Origin of the sequence: Bradyrhizobium sp. BR13661, from assembly GCF_029892425.1 — a bacterium.
In the GTDB taxonomy this organism is placed as follows: domain Bacteria; phylum Pseudomonadota; class Alphaproteobacteria; order Rhizobiales; family Xanthobacteraceae; genus Bradyrhizobium.
In genome coordinates this window covers 58,893-75,925 of the sequence record NZ_JARXWB010000006.1, presented here as the reverse complement: position 1 = coordinate 75,925, position 17,033 = coordinate 58,893, and the positions used below count along the sequence as shown (strand labels likewise).

General features: G+C 63.0%; 16 protein-coding genes and 1 pseudogene. 7 read left to right on the top strand and 10 right to left on the bottom strand.

Annotation, left to right across the window (positions count from 1 at the left end; translation table 11 throughout):
- Window positions 1–3: 3 nt before the first annotated feature.
- The 4 genes from M2427_RS11905 to M2427_RS11890 form a co-directional block, all read right to left on the bottom strand.
- On the bottom strand, window positions 4–1,386 hold the full coding sequence (locus M2427_RS11905; RefSeq protein WP_280706498.1) for an ATP-binding protein: 1,383 nt from the start codon (window positions 1,384–1,386) through the stop codon (window positions 4–6).
- A gap of 1 nt (window position 1,387) precedes the next feature.
- Window positions 1,388–2,062 (bottom strand): response regulator transcription factor, encoded by a 675-nt coding sequence (locus tag M2427_RS11900; RefSeq protein WP_280706496.1) that lies wholly within the window; start codon window positions 2,060–2,062, stop codon window positions 1,388–1,390.
- Window positions 2,063–2,349: 287 nt separating this feature from the next.
- Window positions 2,350–3,114 (bottom strand): enoyl-CoA hydratase-related protein, encoded by a 765-nt coding sequence (locus M2427_RS11895; protein ID WP_280706495.1) that lies wholly within the window; start codon window positions 3,112–3,114, stop codon window positions 2,350–2,352.
- Window positions 3,115–3,185: 71 nt separating this feature from the next.
- Window positions 3,186–3,452: a hypothetical protein gene (locus M2427_RS11890; RefSeq protein WP_280706494.1), complete on the bottom strand. Its 267-nt coding sequence runs from the start codon at window positions 3,450–3,452 to the stop codon at window positions 3,186–3,188.
- Between the two features lie 161 nt (window positions 3,453–3,613).
- Here M2427_RS11890 and M2427_RS11885 point away from each other — a divergent pair, with 161 nt between their 5' ends.
- Window positions 3,614–4,987, top strand: coding sequence for an epoxide hydrolase (locus tag M2427_RS11885; RefSeq protein ID WP_280706493.1), 1,374 nt, complete (start codon window positions 3,614–3,616; stop codon window positions 4,985–4,987).
- Window positions 4,988–5,017: 30 nt separating this feature from the next.
- Here the strand turns inward: M2427_RS11885 and M2427_RS11880 are convergent, their stop codons facing one another.
- Window positions 5,018–5,776, bottom strand: coding sequence for a sulfite exporter TauE/SafE family protein (locus M2427_RS11880; protein ID WP_280706492.1), 759 nt, complete (start codon window positions 5,774–5,776; stop codon window positions 5,018–5,020).
- A gap of 460 nt (window positions 5,777–6,236) precedes the next feature.
- Here M2427_RS11880 and M2427_RS11875 point away from each other — a divergent pair, with 460 nt between their 5' ends.
- From M2427_RS11875 to M2427_RS11865, 3 genes are all read left to right on the top strand, one after another.
- Window positions 6,237–6,404 carry a hypothetical protein gene (locus M2427_RS11875; protein ID WP_280706491.1) on the top strand — a complete coding sequence of 56 codons (168 nt, stop codon included), beginning with the start codon at window positions 6,237–6,239 and terminating at the stop codon, window positions 6,402–6,404.
- 105 nt (window positions 6,405–6,509) lie between these two features.
- The gene (locus M2427_RS11870) at window positions 6,510–6,728 is read left to right on the top strand and encodes a hypothetical protein (RefSeq protein WP_280706490.1); all 219 of its coding nucleotides are present in this window, start codon (window positions 6,510–6,512) and stop codon (window positions 6,726–6,728) included.
- A gap of 245 nt (window positions 6,729–6,973) precedes the next feature.
- Window positions 6,974–7,336 (top strand): hypothetical protein, encoded by a 363-nt coding sequence (locus M2427_RS11865; protein ID WP_280706489.1) that lies wholly within the window; start codon window positions 6,974–6,976, stop codon window positions 7,334–7,336.
- On the opposite strand, the gene M2427_RS11860 is transcribed toward M2427_RS11865, so the two are convergent.
- The 5 genes from M2427_RS11860 to M2427_RS11840 form a co-directional block, all read right to left on the bottom strand.
- The gene (locus tag M2427_RS11860; RefSeq protein WP_280706793.1) at window positions 7,329–7,670 is read right to left on the bottom strand and encodes a hypothetical protein; all 342 of its coding nucleotides are present in this window, start codon (window positions 7,668–7,670) and stop codon (window positions 7,329–7,331) included. The two genes, M2427_RS11865 and M2427_RS11860, sit on opposite strands and share 8 nt — an antisense overlap.
- Window positions 7,671–7,750: 80 nt before the next feature.
- On the bottom strand, window positions 7,751–8,839 hold the full coding sequence (gene dctP / locus M2427_RS11855) for a TRAP transporter substrate-binding protein DctP (RefSeq protein ID WP_280706488.1): 1,089 nt from the start codon (window positions 8,837–8,839) through the stop codon (window positions 7,751–7,753).
- A gap of 563 nt (window positions 8,840–9,402) precedes the next feature.
- Entirely contained in the window at window positions 9,403–10,494 is a 1,092-nt protein-coding gene (locus tag M2427_RS11850; RefSeq protein WP_280706487.1) for a TRAP transporter substrate-binding protein, read from the bottom strand.
- A 194-nt stretch (window positions 10,495–10,688) separates the two neighbouring features.
- Window positions 10,689–11,831 carry an Mrp/NBP35 family ATP-binding protein gene (locus M2427_RS11845; protein WP_280706486.1) on the bottom strand — a complete coding sequence of 381 codons (1,143 nt, stop codon included), beginning with the start codon at window positions 11,829–11,831 and terminating at the stop codon, window positions 10,689–10,691.
- A 108-nt stretch (window positions 11,832–11,939) separates the two neighbouring features.
- A complete protein-coding gene (locus tag M2427_RS11840) occupies window positions 11,940–12,377 on the bottom strand; it encodes a VOC family protein (RefSeq protein ID WP_280706485.1) in 438 nt (145 codons plus the stop codon).
- Window positions 12,378–12,542: 165 nt separating this feature from the next.
- Here M2427_RS11840 and M2427_RS11835 point away from each other — a divergent pair.
- The 3 genes and pseudogenes from M2427_RS11835 to M2427_RS11825 form a co-directional block, all read left to right on the top strand.
- Window positions 12,543–13,439 (top strand): annotated as a pseudogene (locus M2427_RS11835) (NAD(P)-dependent oxidoreductase); the annotation flags it as partial.
- A gap of 192 nt (window positions 13,440–13,631) precedes the next feature.
- Window positions 13,632–14,876, top strand: coding sequence for a sodium:proton antiporter (locus tag M2427_RS11830; protein ID WP_280706484.1), 1,245 nt, complete (start codon window positions 13,632–13,634; stop codon window positions 14,874–14,876).
- A 519-nt stretch (window positions 14,877–15,395) separates the two neighbouring features.
- Window positions 15,396–16,991 (top strand): HAMP domain-containing sensor histidine kinase, encoded by a 1,596-nt coding sequence (locus tag M2427_RS11825; protein WP_280706483.1) that lies wholly within the window; start codon window positions 15,396–15,398, stop codon window positions 16,989–16,991.
- Window positions 16,992–17,033 lie beyond the last annotated feature (42 nt).

Genomic DNA, 17,033 nt, shown 5'->3' with positions numbered 1-17,033 from the left:
CGATCAGCTTCGGCCAAGGGCGGAGGCCCCTTCCTCCGCCAGCCTGAACCGCAGCGTGAACTCGGCGCCGCCGCCGGGCAGATTGTCCACCGCAACCGTTGCGGCGTGATCGTCGGCGACGCCGCGCACGATCGAAAGACCGAGGCCCGCGCCGTCGCTGCGCTGGCGATCCCTGCGCCAGAAGCGCTGGAAGATCAGCTCACGCTCGCCTTCCGCAACGCCGGGACCGCAATCGCGCACGCGCACCGAACCATCGTCGCTCACCTCGATATCGACCGACGTCTCCTTCGCGGTGAACTTGATGGCGTTTTCGGCGAGGTTGAAGACCGCGCGCTGGAGCATCTCGGAATTGCCGTGGATCAGCACGGGCGCCTCGGCACCCTTGAGCGCGATGTCCTTGTGCTGCGCAATCGCGAGCGGCGCGATCGAACCGACCACTTCGGCGCAGACGGCGCGCAGGTCCGCGGTCTCGCCGGGATCTAGCACCAGCGTGTCGAGCTCGGCGATCTCCAGCAGCTGGGCGACGATCCGGCTCATGCCCTCGATGTCGTCATGCAGGACCTGCCTGACAGCGCGGTCGCCGAGCGTCTCGATCCGCGTGCGCAGGATCGCGAGCGGCGTACGCAACTGATGGGCGGCGTCGGCCGTGAACTGGCGCTGCACGCGAAACCCGTCCTCGAGGCGATCGAGGGCCTGGTTCACCGCGGTGACGAGCGGCACGATCTCGCGCGGAATCTGCTCCGTCGGCAGGCGAATGTCGGTGCGAGCAGGGCCGATATTGCTGGCCTGTTCCGAGGCCTTCAACAGCGGCGCGATGGCGCGGCGGAAGATGAAGATGTCGATGGCGAGCAGGGTCAGAAGAATGGGAATGGTGATCCATCCGACCCGGCGGAAGAAGTTGGAGACGATATCGTCGGTAATGACGTCGCGATGCGACAGGTCTTCCCCGACCCGGATGTGGAAGGTGGAGCTGTCGATCGTCCGCGTCACATCGGCGCCCGAAATCGTGTCCGACCGCGCATCACCCGTCTTGCGATGCGACGAGAACAGCAGGCGCCCGTCATCATCGCGGATGTCGTACTGGTAGCGGCCATAGGCTTCCGAATAGAGACCGCGCAGACTGTCCGGCAGATTGAACGTCACCTTGCCGTCGCCCTGGACAGCGATGCGCTCGGCCAGCGTCTCGGCCTGGGCCTGCATCGCGGCCCGATGCAGCTGGTCGATCTCGGAGTTCAGCAGCCAGAACAGGACCAGCGGCAGGAAGATCGCCACCACCGCGACTGCGATGATGTGCAGGAACACGATGCGCGAGATCAGCGATTTGAACGACGCTGCCCGGACTTTGGATCCGGTCCATGCCCCGATCTGGAAGCTGCGCCGGGCCACGCTATTTCTCCTCGGCCATCATGTAGCCGACGCCGCGGATGGTGTGGATCACGACCCTGGCGCCGTGCTCGGCGAGCTGCTTGCGCAGCCGGGAGACATACACCTCGACCGCATTGGAGGCGACCTCGCCCTCGAGCCCGAAGATGTGATCCTCGACGTTCTTCTTCGGCACCACCCGCCCCTGCCGGCGCAGCAGGATCTCCAGCACCGAGGTCTCGCGCGACGAGATGATCCGCGGCTTGTCGTCGACGAAAATCTGGCGGCTCTCGGTGTCGTAGACGAGATTGGCAAGCCGCAAGGAACGACCGAGCAACTGGCCGGGACGGCGGAGGATCGCCTCCAGCCGCGCCACCAGCTCCTCCATCGCGAACGGCTTGGCCAGGTAATCGTCAGCGCCGCTGCGCAGGCCGATGACGCGGTCCTGCACGCCGCCGCGCGCGGTCAGCACCAGCACCGGCAGCGGCTCCATCTGCCGGCGCAGCTCGCGCAGCACCGACAGGCCGTCGCCGTCGGGCAGGCCGAGGTCCAGGATCATCGCGGCGTAGCTGACATTGCGCACCGCCTCGCGCGCCTCCTCGGTACTGGCAACGATATCGCTCTCATAGCCTGCTGCTGCCAGCCCATTGGCAACGAGCCGCGACAGCTCGGCATTGTCCTCGACGATCAGAAGGCGCATTTCATTCCTGCCGGCTACCCCGGTCCACCCTGCGGCCCGCACCGCATTCCTGCTCTCTTCCACCATTCGCGTGATTTCAGCCAGCAAAAAGGCGGGCGTTGCCAGCCCCCTTTTACGCGTCATCAAGGCCTTCGTCAGCTTCGTGTAAGCTTCTCGTGCCGACGGGAACGCGCCGCGTGCGGACGCGTCTGCTGCACGGCAACCTGCCGGTTCTGGCAGTCCGATGGAGCGCCATGGTCGTGTCAGTCCGCGGGCTGAATCGCCGGCGCGGGGCAGCCATCGCAGGCCTATCGCTTCGCTTTGCGCGCAAGGAATTTCTGGAACGCCGCCACCGCCTCGGGCGAGCGCATGCGCTCTGCGAAAAAGTGGTTCTCCAGTGCGATCCGGCGCTCGATCTGTTCGGTTGGAGGCTTCAGCAGCTTGCGCGTGACCGCGACTGCATCGGCCGGCAAGGCGCAGATTTCGCGGGCGACCTTCAGGGCCTCGACCTCGACATGCCCCGGCGCAACGATCTGGTTGACCAGTCCCGCCTCTCGCGCCTCCTCTGCGCTCATCTCACGCCCCATCAGCAGCATCGCAAACGCACGCTGATGCCCGACCATATGCGGTACGAGCAGGCTGGTGGCGCCATCCGGCACGAGACCATACTGGATGTAGGGCGAGGAGAATGTCGTCGTCGTGCTTGCAAGCACATAGTCGCAATGCACGACCATCGTCATTCCGATTCCGATCGCGATGCCGTCGACCGCGGCGATGATCGGCTTCCTGTTGTTGACCAGCGACTGCAGGAAAGTCACTGAGTTGCGAGGCCGCGCAAGATCTTCGGCCTCGGTCGCGGCCTTCAGGAAATCGCCGATATCGTTACCGGCGGTGAAGACTCCGGAGCGACCCGCCAGGATCAGGCAACGGATCGCGGGATTGGACTGGGCGGCGTTGATGGCGTCGCTCATCGCCAGATACATGTCCTGGGTGAGCGTGTTCTTCTTCTCCGGACGGCGCATCGTGATCATGCGGATGGCGCCGCTGTCGGTGACGATGATGTGCTCGATCATGACGCTGTCCTCGCGGATTTGCGCGAACGAATCCCGGCCGGCCCCTGGTTCGACGTCTTGGGCGGCTTGGCTCAGTCGGTCGCGCGCGCCCCGCCCCACGGATCGTACGTCGCGGTGGGTACCGGAATCCTGTCGAGAGCCGCCTTGTACGCCTTTTCGTCCACCTTCGGGGGATTTTTGGTCGGCAGCCCCGACAGGCCGGGCTTCGACCGGCTTGCCTTCCGCAACGAGCTTAACGCGGCTGCACTGGCGTTTTTTGCGAGCACCTCTAGCGGTTCGCCTTGAAAGCCGCGCGCAGGATCGGCGAACGCCACCGGGCAGAGCGTTTGGTCAGCCATCTTGTCTTTCTTCCTTGCCACCAATTTTGATCGGCTGACGCGATGCAGACTGGCCCGGGCGGCTAACGACGTCTCACAAACCCTAACGGGCGTTTCCCACGCTTTGGCGGCATGATCTGGGATGAAACGCCAAGGCACATCCCAGGCAAAGGAAAGCTTTCATGACGACGCTCATCAGGCCGCCGGCCGCCGCTGCGGTGCCAACTTCCGCCAGCGAAGCTGTTGATCACGACAGGCGCAAGCTCCTGACCACGGCGGCGACGGGCATCGCGGCCGCCGGTGTCGCGACCCTGCTTCCGATCCATCCGGCGCCTGCCGCAACCCGCGACGCGATCCGCCCCTTCAAGATCAACATCCCCGACAAGGCGCTCACTGATCTCCGTCACCGTCTCGCCATGACGCGTTGGCCCGACAAGGAGACTGTCGACGATGACTCGCAAGGCGTGCCCCAGGCGACGCAACAGGCCCTCGTCCGTTACTGGCAGACCGATTACGACTGGCGAAAGGTCGAGGCACGGCTCAACGCGCTGCCACAGTTTCTGACCGAGATCGACGGCCTCGATATCCACTTCCTGCATGTCCGCTCGAAGCATCCGAATGCCCTGCCGATGATCGTGACGCACGGCTGGCCCGGCTCCGTGATCGAGCAACTCAAGATCGTCGATCCCTTGACCAATCCGATTGCGCATGGCGGCAGCGCCGATGACGCCTTCGATCTCGTCATCCCGTCGATGCCCGGCTACGGATTCTCGGGCAAGCCGACCACCACGGGCTGGGATCCGCAGCGCATCGCGCGGGCCTGGGTCGTGCTGATGAAACGCCTCGGCTACAGCAAATTCGTCGCACAGGGCGGCGATTGGGGCTCGCCTGTTACGAACGAAATGGCCCGGCTCGGCGCGCCGGAATTGATCGGCATTCACGTCAATTTGCCTGGCGTCGTGCCGCCGGAGATTCTCAAGGCGGTGGCGTCGGGCGACCCTGCGCCGACCGACCTGACGGACGAAGAGAAGCACGTCTTCGCCCAGCTCAAGCTGCAGTTCACGAAGCGGCGCGCCTATGCGCAGATCATGGGAACGCGGCCGCAGACGTTGTCGGGGCTTGCAGATTCCCCCGCCGGCCTTGCCGCCTGGCTGCTTGATCACGGCGACGGCTATTCTCAGCCGGCCTCGGCGATCGCCTCGGCCGTCGCCGGGCATACGGTCAATGGACATTCCGCGGGCGCCCTCACCCGCGACGACGTGCTCGACAACATCTCGCTGTACTGGCTGACCAACTCGGCAATCTCCTCGGCTCGCCTGTACTGGGAGAACAAGATCAATCTCTATCTGCCCGCCAATGTCACGATCCCGGCCGCCGTGACGGCGTTTCCCGGCGAGAGCTTTGTGGCGCCGAAGAGCTGGGCCGAGCGGGCCTATCACAAGCTCATCTACTTCCATCAAGCCGAGGCCGGCGGGCATTTCGCGGCATGGGAACAGCCCTCGATCTTCAGCCGTGAAGTCCGCGACGCCTTCCGGTCCTTGCGCAGTTCGACCTGACCGCAACGACGGCGCGCGCGTAGCGGCCGCTCACGCGAGATAACCCGACACGCCGTCCCACAACAGCTTCAGCGCGGTCACGACCAGCAGACCGTAACAGGCGCGAAACACCTGCTGCTGGTCGAGCCGCGCATGCAGGCGCCAGCCGAGCCAGACACCTGTGGGAATCGCAAGCAGGCAGATCGCCATCACGATCCATTCATGGCCGGACGGCCGCGTCAGCAGCAGCCACGGCACCGCCTTGGTGGCATTGCCGACGGTGAAGAACAGGCTCGTCGTTCCCGCATAGACTTCCTTGGTGAGGCCGAGCGGCAAGAGATACATCGCCAGCGGCGGTCCGCCGGAATGCGCGACCATGGTCGTGACACCGGACGCGAGACCGGCAGCGACCGCCTTCGGCGTCGAGCGCGGCGCAATGATCACCTTGGGATCGCGGAAGAACCACAGGGCGACGAAGATCAAGGTCACGACCGCCATCACGATCGCGACGGCGCGATGGTCGAGCACGCGAAACAGCAGATAGCCAAATCCGATGCCGGTCACGAGCCCGGGCAACAGCAGCACGAGGTCGGGCTTCGACCAGGTCGAGGGCTTCCAGTAGCGCAGCGCGAACAAATCCATCGCGATGAACAGCGGCGCGAGCAGGCCGCCGGCCGTCACCGGGTCCATGACGAAGGACAGCAGCGGAATGCCGACGATCGAGAAGCCGCCGCCGAACGCGCCCTTCATGAAGCAGATCAGGAACACGCCGGCGAAGGCGATGAGGATGGTGGTGAGCGTCAATTCCATATCGGCATCTCCGGCGCAGTCTGGCTTACCCAGCCTCGGCTTCGCTACGGAGCCCGTCCGCGCGTCGTGTCCTCTCTCCGGAAAAACACGCGCGGCAGCGCCGAGGGCACGCCGAACGACAATCCGATGAAAGCGAGGAACAATTCGAAATAACTGGGGTGCATGGTCGTAACTCCGTGCTCCCGGGCGAACCCGGTGCAATTTGCTAATTGGCCGGAATATGCTCCGATGAAAGTATCAGTACAATAATTACATTGATCTCGGTGCAATTCGATCGGGCGGTTTGCGCGAGCAGATCGCCGAACCCGCTGAAAATTTGTGAATGACGTTCCATTTCCGCGGAAACTGAAGATCAGACATGCGCTGGAACCGGGTCCGGCCGGGCTCGGCGCCTTGCGGTGACGTCACAGATCCGCAATCCTGAGGCCCTCTTTGGGATGACCGAGACGGGGATTGGATCATGACCGAAGCCATTCGCAGCGATCTCGCGCGACGCAACCGCCTGCTGGAGGCAGCCCAGCAGGAGCTGGCCAAATTCGAGCGAAGCGAAAACGAATTCTGCAGGAAGGATCGCGAAGAGCGCGCCACAGCGCTTCGCCTGCCCTTGAACGAGATCAAGGTCCACTGAGCGGCTGCGGATTCGTGTCGGTTGTTCCACGGTGCGTTCAGCAACGGCACGGCGCTTTTGAACCGCCACTCTGATTTCAGCAACGGCGAAGGAGTGGCGGAGCCTATGGAGTCCAACGCTCTCACGGTCTGCTGCAAGGACCTCGCGACCGCGCTTACGTTTCCGGCTGGCCGGCATTTCTTTGTCGAGAACGGACAGCTCAAGCTGCTGGTCGCGAGAACGCCCATGCAGGGTGGCGGCGAGGCCGACCTCGAAAACGTGATCCGCTTCTGCCCCTTCTGCGGCACGCCGCTCGCTGACATGTTCAAGAGATCACGGCGCTGACCAAATGATTTCGTCTGGTCTGTCGCGGACGCTTAACGGCAATCGGCCCCACGTCTGGGTGTGACCCCATTGCGGACGTTGTAGAATATTGGCATCGTCGCGCGATGGTCAATAATCGGCTTTCCGATATGCGAACATGGGCTGTCTGTTTTGGAGCATACTTCATTGCTTGCGCGAATGCATTGGCGTGCATCCCGAGCACAGAACGAGGCATCTTATTCGAGCATGTCCCGACTGACATCGACGTGCCGGTCGTCGTCGAAGCGACAATCTATGAAGAGACGCAAGTGGGCGACGCCCTCGGTAATCAGATTATGCTCATGACTGCGCGGGTTGATCGAGTGATCAAAGGATCAATAGAAGCCAAGACCTTGAAGATTTTTGTTGGCATCGGAGGCTGTACCCGCGCTGGCATCGGACAAGGCATCGTTCTCGGAACGCTTCGAGATGACCCTCTGCGTGGGGTGATGTTGGAAGCCGTTGAAGGGGCCAAATTGCGAGGGCAGTCCAAGAAATTTTTGCAAAAGCAAACGGACCTCCGGGATACGGTAAAATGCGTGACAAATGAACTCGGCTTACGGGAGTGTCGCCTCAATACCGTCAGATGAGGTGCCGCCCGAAAGCGACCCTGAGTTCAGCCAGTTGCTCCCTCGTTGCCCCCTGCTCCGCCTCCGCCCGATCTGTCGGCAAGTCCGCGTAAGCGATCGGTTCATCAAACTGACTGGCCGTGAAGTCGTACCGTCGCCCTTCGATCCTGTTGTAAAAATGATCGCCGGCCGGCAGCGGCGTCTTCAACAAATCGCCGCCGAAGAGTTCGTGAATGAGCAGCGCCGTGACGTTGCATTGCCCGGCCGCGGGATTGTCCGCCGTCCATTGGCTCGCCGTCGACAGCGACCACGCCTTGCGCAGCGCGATTTGAACCGCATCGGGATCGAAGCTCATCGTCATGTCATGTCTCGTGAGGCTCCTTCAAGCAAAGGCCCCGGAGCCTTCGCCCCGGGGCCTGTCATACCACGCTACGCTCAGCCCTGCGCGTGCCGCGCCATGAAGACGTCGAAGCCGACCTCGGCGACCTGGAACCAGGCGTAACTGTCGCTCGAGAACTTTGCGAGGGAGTCGTGCACCTTCTTGAAGTTGGCGTTGGTCGCACCGACTTCGGCGTGCAGCTCCTTCGCGGCCTTGTAGCAGGCTTCCATAATCGGCGGCGAGAACGCGTGCAGCTTGGTTCCGCTCGCGAGCAGCTTCTTCAGCGCCAGCGGATTGGCCTGGTCATAACGCGCCATCATGTAGTTGTTGGCGGTGTGGCCTGCCTGCTCCAGCACGCTCTGGTAATATTTCGGCAGCGCGTTCCATTTGTCGAGATTGACGAAGGCGAGCAGCATCGGCCCGCCTTCCCACCAGCCGGGATAATAATAGTGCGGCGCGATCTTGTAGAAGCCGAGCTTCTCGTCGTCGTAGGGACCGACCCATTCGGCGGCGTCGATGGTGCCCTTCTCCAGCGCCGGATAGATGTCGCCGCCGGCGAGCTGCTGCGGCACCACGCCGAGCTTCTGCAGCACGCGACCGGCGAAACCGCCGATGCGGAATTTCATGTTCTTGAGATCATCCGGCGTGTTGACCTCTTTCCTGAACCAGCCGCCCATCTGGCAGCCGGTGTTGCCGGCCAGCAGCGAGATGACGTTGTAGCTCTTGTAGAACTCGTTGAGCACTTCGCGTCCGCCTCCGAGCAGGTACCAGGCCTGGTTGATACGCATGTTCGGACCGAACGGCACCGACGAGCCGAAGGTGAAGGTCGGGTCCTTGCCGAAATAATAATACGACGCGGTGTGGCCGATCTCGCAGGTGGCGTTCTGCACGGCGTCGAGCACCTGCAGGCCAGGCACGATCTCGCCGGCGGCAAAGGTCTGGATCTGGAATTTGTTGTCGGTCGCTTCCGCAACCATCTTGCTCATCATCTCGGCGCCGCCATAGAGCGTGTCGAGCGATTTCGGCCAGCTCGTCGGCATGCGCCATTTGATTTCCGGCATCGATTGCGCGATCGCGGGAGCCGCAAGCGTCGCGGCACCGGCTGCGCCAAGTCCTGTGACCTTGATGAAGTCTCTTCTTTTCATGGTTTCCTACCCTGATGGATGATGATTGTGGGCCTTCTTGCCGAGGCTTGGGGAACAGCATGGCGCAAGGGCGAAACGAATGCCATCGTGATCGCACTGCGGCATGGAAAAAGCCCGGCCGCGAAAGCGAGGCCGGGCGATTTGGTCTTCGACTTAAGTGTTAGTTAGATCAGGCGCCGCGGCGCTCGACCCAATTATAAAAACGCTCGCCGCATCGCGCATTTCGGATTATTCGATTATCGCTTTATGCCACTGTTTTGCACGACGAGGCAAGCCCAATTCCATCCGCCCGTCATTGCGAGCCACAAGACGATTTCTCGGCGCCTGCTGTCGTACACACTGGCGCAATGATCCAAGTTTGCACGACCAATGCGCCGTCTCACCGATTTGCCACGACCCGTCAGCCTGTTGGCAGCATCCACTGCGCGACATACCCACACCCCGCCTCTACTGTGCATGGGGTTGTTTTTTCGGTTTTGAATGCGCCCTCCACCTCCCGGCAAAGAAAAAGCCCGGCCTCGCGAACGAGACCGGGCCCTGTCGTCTTGCGACTTGCGCGTAGATCAGCCGCGGGTGCGCGATTTGATCATGAAGCTGTCGAAGGTGTATTCGGCGACCTGCCACCACAGATACTGGTCGGAGCGGTAGGCCTGCATGGCGTCGATCGACTTCTTGAAATCGGCGTTCTTGGCCGAGATCTCGGCCCACAGCTCGTTGGTCGCCTTGAGGCAGGCTTCCAGGATTTCGTTGGTGAAGGGACGCAGCTGGGTGCCGCCGGCAACCAGACGCTTCAGCGCCGACGGGTTCTGCATGTCGTAGCGCGCGGCCATCCAGGCGTTGGCATTGGCCATCGCGTTGGTGAGGATCGCCTGGTAGCTCTTCGGCAGCGAATTCCACTTGTCGAGATTGGTGAAGGCGTGGACGGTCGGACCACCCTCCCAGAAGCCCGGGTAGTAGTAGTACTTCGCGACCTTGGCGAAGCCGAGCTTCTCGTCATCGTACGGGCCGACCCACTCGGCCGCGTCGATGGTGCCCTTTTCCAGCGCCGGATAGATATCACCGCCCGCGAGCTGCTGCGGCACCACGCCGACCTTCTGCAAGACCTGGCCGGCGATACCGCCGATGCGGAATTTCAGGCCGGAGAGGTCCGCAACGGTCTTGATCTCCTTGCGGAACCAGCCGCCCATCTGGGTGCCAGTGTTGCCGCAGGGGAAGCCGATCACGTTCGACTTCTTGAAGAACTCATTGCCGAGCTGCTCGCCGCCGCCCTGATACCACCAGGAGTTCTGCTGGCGCGCGTTGAGGCCGAACGGCACCGAGGCGTAGATCGCCCAGGTCGGGTCCTTGCCGACATAGTAGTAGGAGACGGTGTGGCACATCTCGACCGTGCCGTTCGAGGTCGCATCGAGCGCCTGCAGGCCGGGGACGATTTCGCCGGCCGCGAACACCTGGATCTGGAACTTGTTGTCGGTCATCTCGGCGACGTACTTCGCCACCTGCTCGCCGCCGCCATAGATGGTGTCGAGCGACTTCGGGAAGCTCGAGGTCATGCGCCACTTGATCTCGGGCGAGGACTGCGCAATTGCCGGCGAGGCTACCGCGGCTGATGCCGCCGCGCCTGCGGCCGACACTTTCAGAAAATCACGACGCTTCATCTTCAGGTCTCTCCTTGCTGGGGCGTTTCCCCTAACTTCCTCTTTGCTGCCGCTCGTTCCGGCGACGCGATTTGGGGCCGCGTCGAACCGAAGGGGCTTTGCTGCCGTGGCGTTTAACACGGAAGCACCTTTCGCGGAACGCGCCATTGGCATGACGGGGGTCGACAAAAGTCGCATGTCCCCTGACGTGAGGCTCAAGCGGCTGCGATGACGCCCTTGAGCTGATCCCGGACCTGTCCCGCAATGGCGCGATAGATCGCCGCATGGGGCCCGTCAGGCTCGCTGTCCACGACGGGATTGCCGGCATCGGACGTGGCGCGAATCGCCATGTGCAGCGGGATCTCGCCCAGGAACGGTACCCCAAGCTTCTCGGCCTCGTGGCGCGCGCCGCCATGGCCGAAGATGTCCGATTTCGTGCCGCAATGCGGGCACTGGAAGTAGCTCATGTTCTCGACGATGCCGAGCACGGGGACGTTGACCTTCTTGAACATGGCAAGCCCGCGCCGCGCGTCGATCAGGGACAGGTCCTGCGGGGTCGAGACGATCACGGCGCCCTTCAGCGGCACGTTCTGCGCCAGCGTGAGCTGGGCATCGCCGGTGCCCGGCGGCATGTCGACGACGAGCACGTCGAGCGTGCCCCATGCGACATCGCGCAGCATCTGCGTCACCGCCGACATCACCATCGGACCGCGCCAGATCATCGCAGTCTCCTCCTCGACCAGGAAGCCGATCGACATGATGGCAAGGCCGAAGCGCCGGAGCGGAATCATCTTGCGCTCGCCGTCCAGCTCCGGCTTCTCGTGCAGGCCGGTCAGCCGCGGCACCGAGGGGCCGTAGATGTCGGCATCGAGCAGCCCGACCTTGAGGCCGAGGTCGCGCAGGCCCAATGCCAGATTGAGCGCGGTGGTCGACTTGCCGACACCGCCCTTGCCGGAGGCGACCGCAATCACGGCGGCGACGCCCGGGATCTCGGACTGCCGCGCCATCGGCGATTGGGCGCCACCCTGCGGCGCCGGCTTGTGAGCATGGACCGGCTGCACGCCCGGCGTGCCACGGCTCGGCTGCGGGGGTGGCGGAGGCGTGCTGCCAGCCTTGCGCTCGGCGGTCAGCGCCACCATCACGGTGGTCACGCCGGGAAGGCCGCGCACGGCAGCCTCGGCTTCGGCCCGGACGGATTCCCAGGCCCGCGCCTCGGCAGCATCGACATTGATCGAGAAGAACACCTTGCCGTCGGACGCGCTGATCGCGCTCAGCACATTGGCATTGGTGAGTGCGACCCCGCGGGGCGACTTGATCTTGGCGAGGCTGTCGAGAACTTGTTGCTGCGTTACGCTCAAGGCGCATCTCCTAGAGGGAGCATGATCCGGAAAAGTGTGAAGCGGTTTTCCGACCAGATCATGCTCAAGACATCAGGATGCCCCATTAGAGCGGAAACGGCCAAAAGGCTACTGCCTGCCGATATCGTCAGCCATCTCGGTTGGGGCTGCCCCCTGCTCCTGGGCGGCCTCATAATTGAGCTCGATCATGACCCCGTTGGGGTCGTGCACGAAGATCTGCCAGAGGTCGCCGCCCGGCACCTGGCGGGAGTCGAATTTCATGCCTTTTGACGTCAGGCGCTGCTTCATGCCGTCAAAGCCGCGGCTGACGAAGGCGACGTGGTGGACCACGCCGGAATCCGGCTTTTGGACCTCCGAGGTCGGCGAAATATCGACGAGGTGCACCACCGGCTTGCCCTCGCTGTACATCCATGCCCCCGGGAAGGCGAAGTTCGGCCGGGCGCCTTTTTCCAGGCCCAGCACGTCCTCGTAGAAGCGGACAGTCTCGGCCAGATTCCGGGTCCGGATGTTGAAATGATCGAGGACGCCGACGCTTATTCCGCCCATGCTTTCGCTCCCTTGTTTTGAAGTCCTTTAGTCCTGCCATCCTAGCACAGGGGGCGGCCAAACGAAGCCGTTGCCCTCCGGCCGCAAGGGTTTATGGTGCGCCCGTTCCCTTCAGGTGGAACCTTAAGGACCCTCGGCTGGCGCCCCTCGCCCGGCTGCAACCGTAAAACTCAAGCTACGGACACACACATGGCTAAAGTCGCTTTCCTCGGTCTCGGCGTGATGGGCTTCCCCATGGCCGGACACCTCGTGAAAAAAGGGGGCCATGAGGTCACCGTCTACAACCGCACCGCGGCCAAGGCGAAGGAGTGGGCGGACAAGTTCGGCGGCAAGACCGCAGCGACCCCGAAGGCCGCCGCCGAGGGCCAGGACTTCGTGATGTGCTGCGTCGGCAACGACAACGATCTGCGCGCGGTCACGATCGGCGCCGATGGCGCCTTTGCCGGCATGAAGAAGGGCGCGACGTTCGTCGACCACACCACCGCCTCCGCCGAAGTCGCCCGCGAGCTCGACGCGGCCGCGACCAAGGCTGGGTTCAAGTTCATCGACGCCCCCGTCTCCGGCGGCCAGGCCGGCGCCGAGAACGGCGTGCTGACGGTCATGTGCGGCGGCGCGCAGGATGTCTATGCCGGCGCCGAGCCTGTTATCACCGGCTCCTATGCGCGGATGTGCAAGCTGCTTGGGCCTGCCGGAAGCGGCCAGCTGACCAAGATGGTCAACCAGATCTGCATCGCCGGCCTCGTGCAGGGCCTTTCCGAGGGTATCCACTTCGCCAAGAAGAGCGGCCTTGACGTATCAGCCGTGATCGAGACCATCTCCAAGGGTGCGGCGCAGTCCTGGCAGATGGAGAACCGCTACAAGACCATGAACGAGGGCAAGTACGATTTCGGCTTCGCGGTCGAATGGATGCGCAAGGATCTCTCGATCGCGCTCGCCGAAGCCCGCCGCAACGGTGCCAATCTGCCGGTGACCGCGCTGGTCGACCAGTTCTATGCCGAAGTCGAGAAGATGGGCGGCAAGCGCTGGGATACGTCGAGCCTGCTCGCGCGCCTCAATCGCTGACGACCGACGGACGATCGTCTCAGGCTGAACATCATCGCCGCAATCTACGTTGCGGCGATGACCTGCGACAAACTCGCCAAAGCGTTCGTTTTCGCTTTTTGAGCTACGCAATGGCAGGTAACGTCGCAACGTGCGAAACAGGCTGGCGGGACGCCGAACTCCGCCAAATCTCAAACATTTCGGAATTGCCAGGTGGATACGTCGGCCTCAGTCGAGATCGCCAAGCACACGTTGTTGAGTTGCGGGCTGATTCTTGCGGTCGGTACTATCACCGGATTGCTGGCGCAGAAAATCCGGATTCCCGATATCGCGCTGTCCCTGCTCGCTGGAATCGCGATGGGGCCGCACGCGCTCAAATTGATCAACATCCCCGCCGATTCTGCACTTAACCAAATCATACTTCTGTTTGGGGCAAGCTACATCCTGTTCGACGGTGGGGCGGCCCTGCGGCTTGATGTCATCAAGCAAGTGTGGATCACCATCGTGACGTTGGCAACGATCGGCGTCCTGATCACGGCAGCGATCACCGGACTTGCCGCCCATCTCGTGTTCGGCATTCCGCCGATGCTGGCGCTGCTGCTCGGGGCCACGGTTGCGTCGACCGATCCGGCGACGCTCATGCCGATCTTTCGTCAGATCCGAATTCGCGATCGTATTGCGCAGACCGTAATGAGCGAGTCCGCGTTCAACGACGCCATGGCGGCGATCTTCACCTTTTCGGTGCTAGGGCTAGTGATGGGGAGCGGCGTATTTTCGCCCACCGGCGCGCTGTTCGACCTCGTCAAACAGGCCGCGATCGGGATCGCCGCCGGCGTTGCTCTCGGTTATCTGGCTGCACTACTCATCGCGCATGAGCGCTGGGCGGTGCTCGCGGAGTACGCGCCGGTCGTGACGCTGGTTGCCGTGATCGCCGCCTACTTTGCCGCAAGCGGCCTACAGGCATCGGGCTTCATGGCCGTATTCGTTTTCGGCATCGTGCTCGGCAACAAGGAAGCCCTGGGCTTTCGAATGGAGCCGGGCGAGGCGCAGAAGCTTAACGATTTCGTGTTCACGACCGCCTTCATCATGCGCCTGTTCATCTTCACCCTGCTCGGCGCCCAGCTCGACTTTGCCCAGATGGGCCAGCACTGGAAAGGCGGCGTGGCGGTCGCGCTTGCTCTGATGTTCGTGGCACGCCCAATGACGGTGTTCCTCTGCGCCCTGCCGGACCGCCGCGCAGGCTGGAACGTGCGCGAACTCATCTTCATGTGCTGGACCCGCGAGACCGGCGTCATCCCGGCTGCACTTGCCGGTCTCCTGTTGGGGACCAAGGCACCGGGAGCCGACTTGATCGCTTCCGTAACCTTCGTGATCATCCTGATCACAATCCTGATCCAGGCGCCGACGACGGAATGGCTTGGACGCAGGCTCGGCCTCCTCGAAAACGACTTGCAGTGACCGCGGCGCAATCGGCCGGCACTTATGGCCCATTTATATCGCTGGCTGCGACTCCATCTCGAATTTGAATGCGATCGGGAGCACCTTTCCGGCAGTCAACGAATTTCGAGATATGTCATGGAAACAGCTGCTATCGACCCTGAACCGGCCAGCACGAGTCACTCTTTCGGGCACGCGCAGAACTGGGCCACGAGCGCAACTCGGCCCTATTCTCCGCTGGTTTGCCTGTCATTACTCCTCGCGATCGGACTTGCCTTCGAGATCGGCTTCTGAGCCAAAACTCTTTCCGTTCACGTCCGGCTCTGCCTGATTTTATTGGACTTTGATGCTGCTGGCGCTGACGGTCAGCTTTCGCTCGTCCGACAATTTTGCGTCGGCTTTCCGAGAGTTAAGGCGAGCAAATTAACGCCCTGTTAACGTAATTCTTTAGCTCCTTAAGTCACCTCTTAAGGATTTCTTGCCAGAGATAGACAATGCAGAAGGCTCGCGTCCGACGCGGGCAGGAATCGTTGTTGCTTGATGAGTAACCCCTCTGAAAAGCCTGAGGTAGTGCAGCTTCCGGCCGAGCCGGTCAGCGCTCCATCAGCGAGCAGCCGAAGGGCTGCGTCGCAGCGGGTGCGCGAGGCGCGCGATAAGTTAACGTCGACCAGCGGAACCCGGCCGGCGTTCGACGCCGAGATGCTGCGCCAATACGCGCAGACGCGGCTATCGGCCCCCTACGTCGTGATGCTGCTGGTGGTCGCGACCGGCGTGCTGTTCGGGTTGTGGATGCAGCCGATCCCGGCCGCAGCCTGGACCGCCGGCATGATCTGCATCCATGCCGCGATGATCCGCAGTTGCCGCCGTTTCCTCGCCGAGCCCGCCTCGCCGACCGCGACGCGCGCCTGGCGGACCCGCTTTGTCGTGCTCGATCTGCTCTACGGCCTGTGCTGGATGGCGATCCTGATCCATCCCGTGCTCGACACCGTCACGGAAACGCTGATGATGTTCCTGATGCTGCTGGTGATCGCAGTATCGAGCATGCTCGCCGCCAATCTGCCGATTGCAGCGCTCGCCGCCACCGCGCCGGTTGCAGTTGCAATGGCGCTGAGCTTTGCGATGAGCGGTTCGCTCGACAATTACATTCTGGCCGCACTCGCGCTCGCGGCCGAAGGCTATTTCGCGCTGCTGGCGCACCGACTGCACTCGTCGACCTTCGCCACGCTGGAGGCGCGCGCCGAGAAGGACGCGCTGATCGGCGAGCTCGAACAGGCCAAGGCGATCTCGGACGAGGCGCGGCACCGCGCCGAATCCGCCAATGTCGCCAAATCGCGCTTCCTGGCGCAGATGAGCCACGAGCTGCGCACGCCGCTCAACGCCATCCTCGGCTTCTCCGAGGTGATGAAGAGCGAGATTTTCGGCGCGCATGCGGTGCCGGTCTACAAGGAATATTCCGCCGACATCCATAATTCCGGCGTGCACCTGCTCAACCTCATCAACGAGATCCTCGACCTCTCGCGCATCGAGGCCGGCCGCTACGAACTGAACGAGGAAGCGGTGTCGCTGGTCGGCATCGTCGCCGACTGCCATCATCTGATGAAGCTCCGCGCCTCGAGCCGCGGCATCACCATCCACGAGGTGTTCGAGCAGGCCATGCCGCGGCTCTGGGCCGACGAGCGCGCGATCCGCCAGGTCGTGCTCAATCTGCTCTCCAACTCGATCAAATTCACTCCGCAAGGCGGCGAGATCTGGCTCAAGGCCGGCTGGACCGCGTCGGGCGGGCAGTATCTCTCGGTGAAGGATTCCGGCTCCGGCATCCCCGAGGACGAGATCCCAATCGTGCTCGCCTCGTTCGGCCAGGGCTCCAACTCGATCAAATCGGCCGAACAAGGCGCCGGCCTCGGCCTGCCCATCGCCAAGAACCTGATTGATCTGCATGGCGGCACGTTCACGCTGAAGTCGAAGCTGCGCATCGGCACCGAGGTGATCGTCACCTTCCCGCCGGAGCGCGTGATGAGCGCGCTCGCGCCGCTGTCGGAGGAAGCGCCGCCGCTGCAGCCGGAGAGTTCCGTGGTACCCGACGAGAAGCGCCGGCCGCGCCACAAGCCGATCATGAGCGCGGGCACGGGCTCCTGAGCGATGCTTGCACAGATGCCCGACGATCCCACATTATGTCCC

Excerpts from the sequence above, each read along its gene's own strand:
- M2427_RS11860 (WP_280706793.1), bottom strand. The coding sequence starts at position 7,670 with ATGAGCTTCGATCCCGATGCGGTTCAAATCGCGCTGCGCAAGGCGTGG.
- M2427_RS11895 (WP_280706495.1), bottom strand. The coding sequence starts at position 3,114 with ATGATCGAGCACATCATCGTCACCGACAGCGGCGCCATCCGCATGATC.
- M2427_RS11875 (WP_280706491.1), top strand. The coding sequence starts at position 6,237 with ATGACCGAAGCCATTCGCAGCGATCTCGCGCGACGCAACCGCCTGCTG.
- M2427_RS11850 (WP_280706487.1), bottom strand. The coding sequence starts at position 10,494 with ATGAAGCGTCGTGATTTTCTGAAAGTGTCGGCCGCAGGCGCGGCGGCA.
- M2427_RS11900 (WP_280706496.1), bottom strand. The coding sequence starts at position 2,062 with ATGCGCCTTCTGATCGTCGAGGACAATGCCGAGCTGTCGCGGCTCGTT.
- M2427_RS11885 (WP_280706493.1), top strand. The coding sequence starts at position 3,614 with ATGACGACGCTCATCAGGCCGCCGGCCGCCGCTGCGGTGCCAACTTCC.
- dctP (WP_280706488.1), bottom strand. The coding sequence starts at position 8,839 with ATGAAAAGAAGAGACTTCATCAAGGTCACAGGACTTGGCGCAGCCGGT.
- M2427_RS11825 (WP_280706483.1), top strand. The coding sequence starts at position 15,396 with ATGAGTAACCCCTCTGAAAAGCCTGAGGTAGTGCAGCTTCCGGCCGAG.
- M2427_RS11880 (WP_280706492.1), bottom strand. The coding sequence starts at position 5,776 with ATGGAATTGACGCTCACCACCATCCTCATCGCCTTCGCCGGCGTGTTC.
- M2427_RS11890 (WP_280706494.1), bottom strand. The coding sequence starts at position 3,452 with ATGGCTGACCAAACGCTCTGCCCGGTGGCGTTCGCCGATCCTGCGCGC.
- M2427_RS11840 (WP_280706485.1), bottom strand. The coding sequence starts at position 12,377 with ATGGGCGGAATAAGCGTCGGCGTCCTCGATCATTTCAACATCCGGACC.
- M2427_RS11870 (WP_280706490.1), top strand. The coding sequence starts at position 6,510 with ATGGAGTCCAACGCTCTCACGGTCTGCTGCAAGGACCTCGCGACCGCG.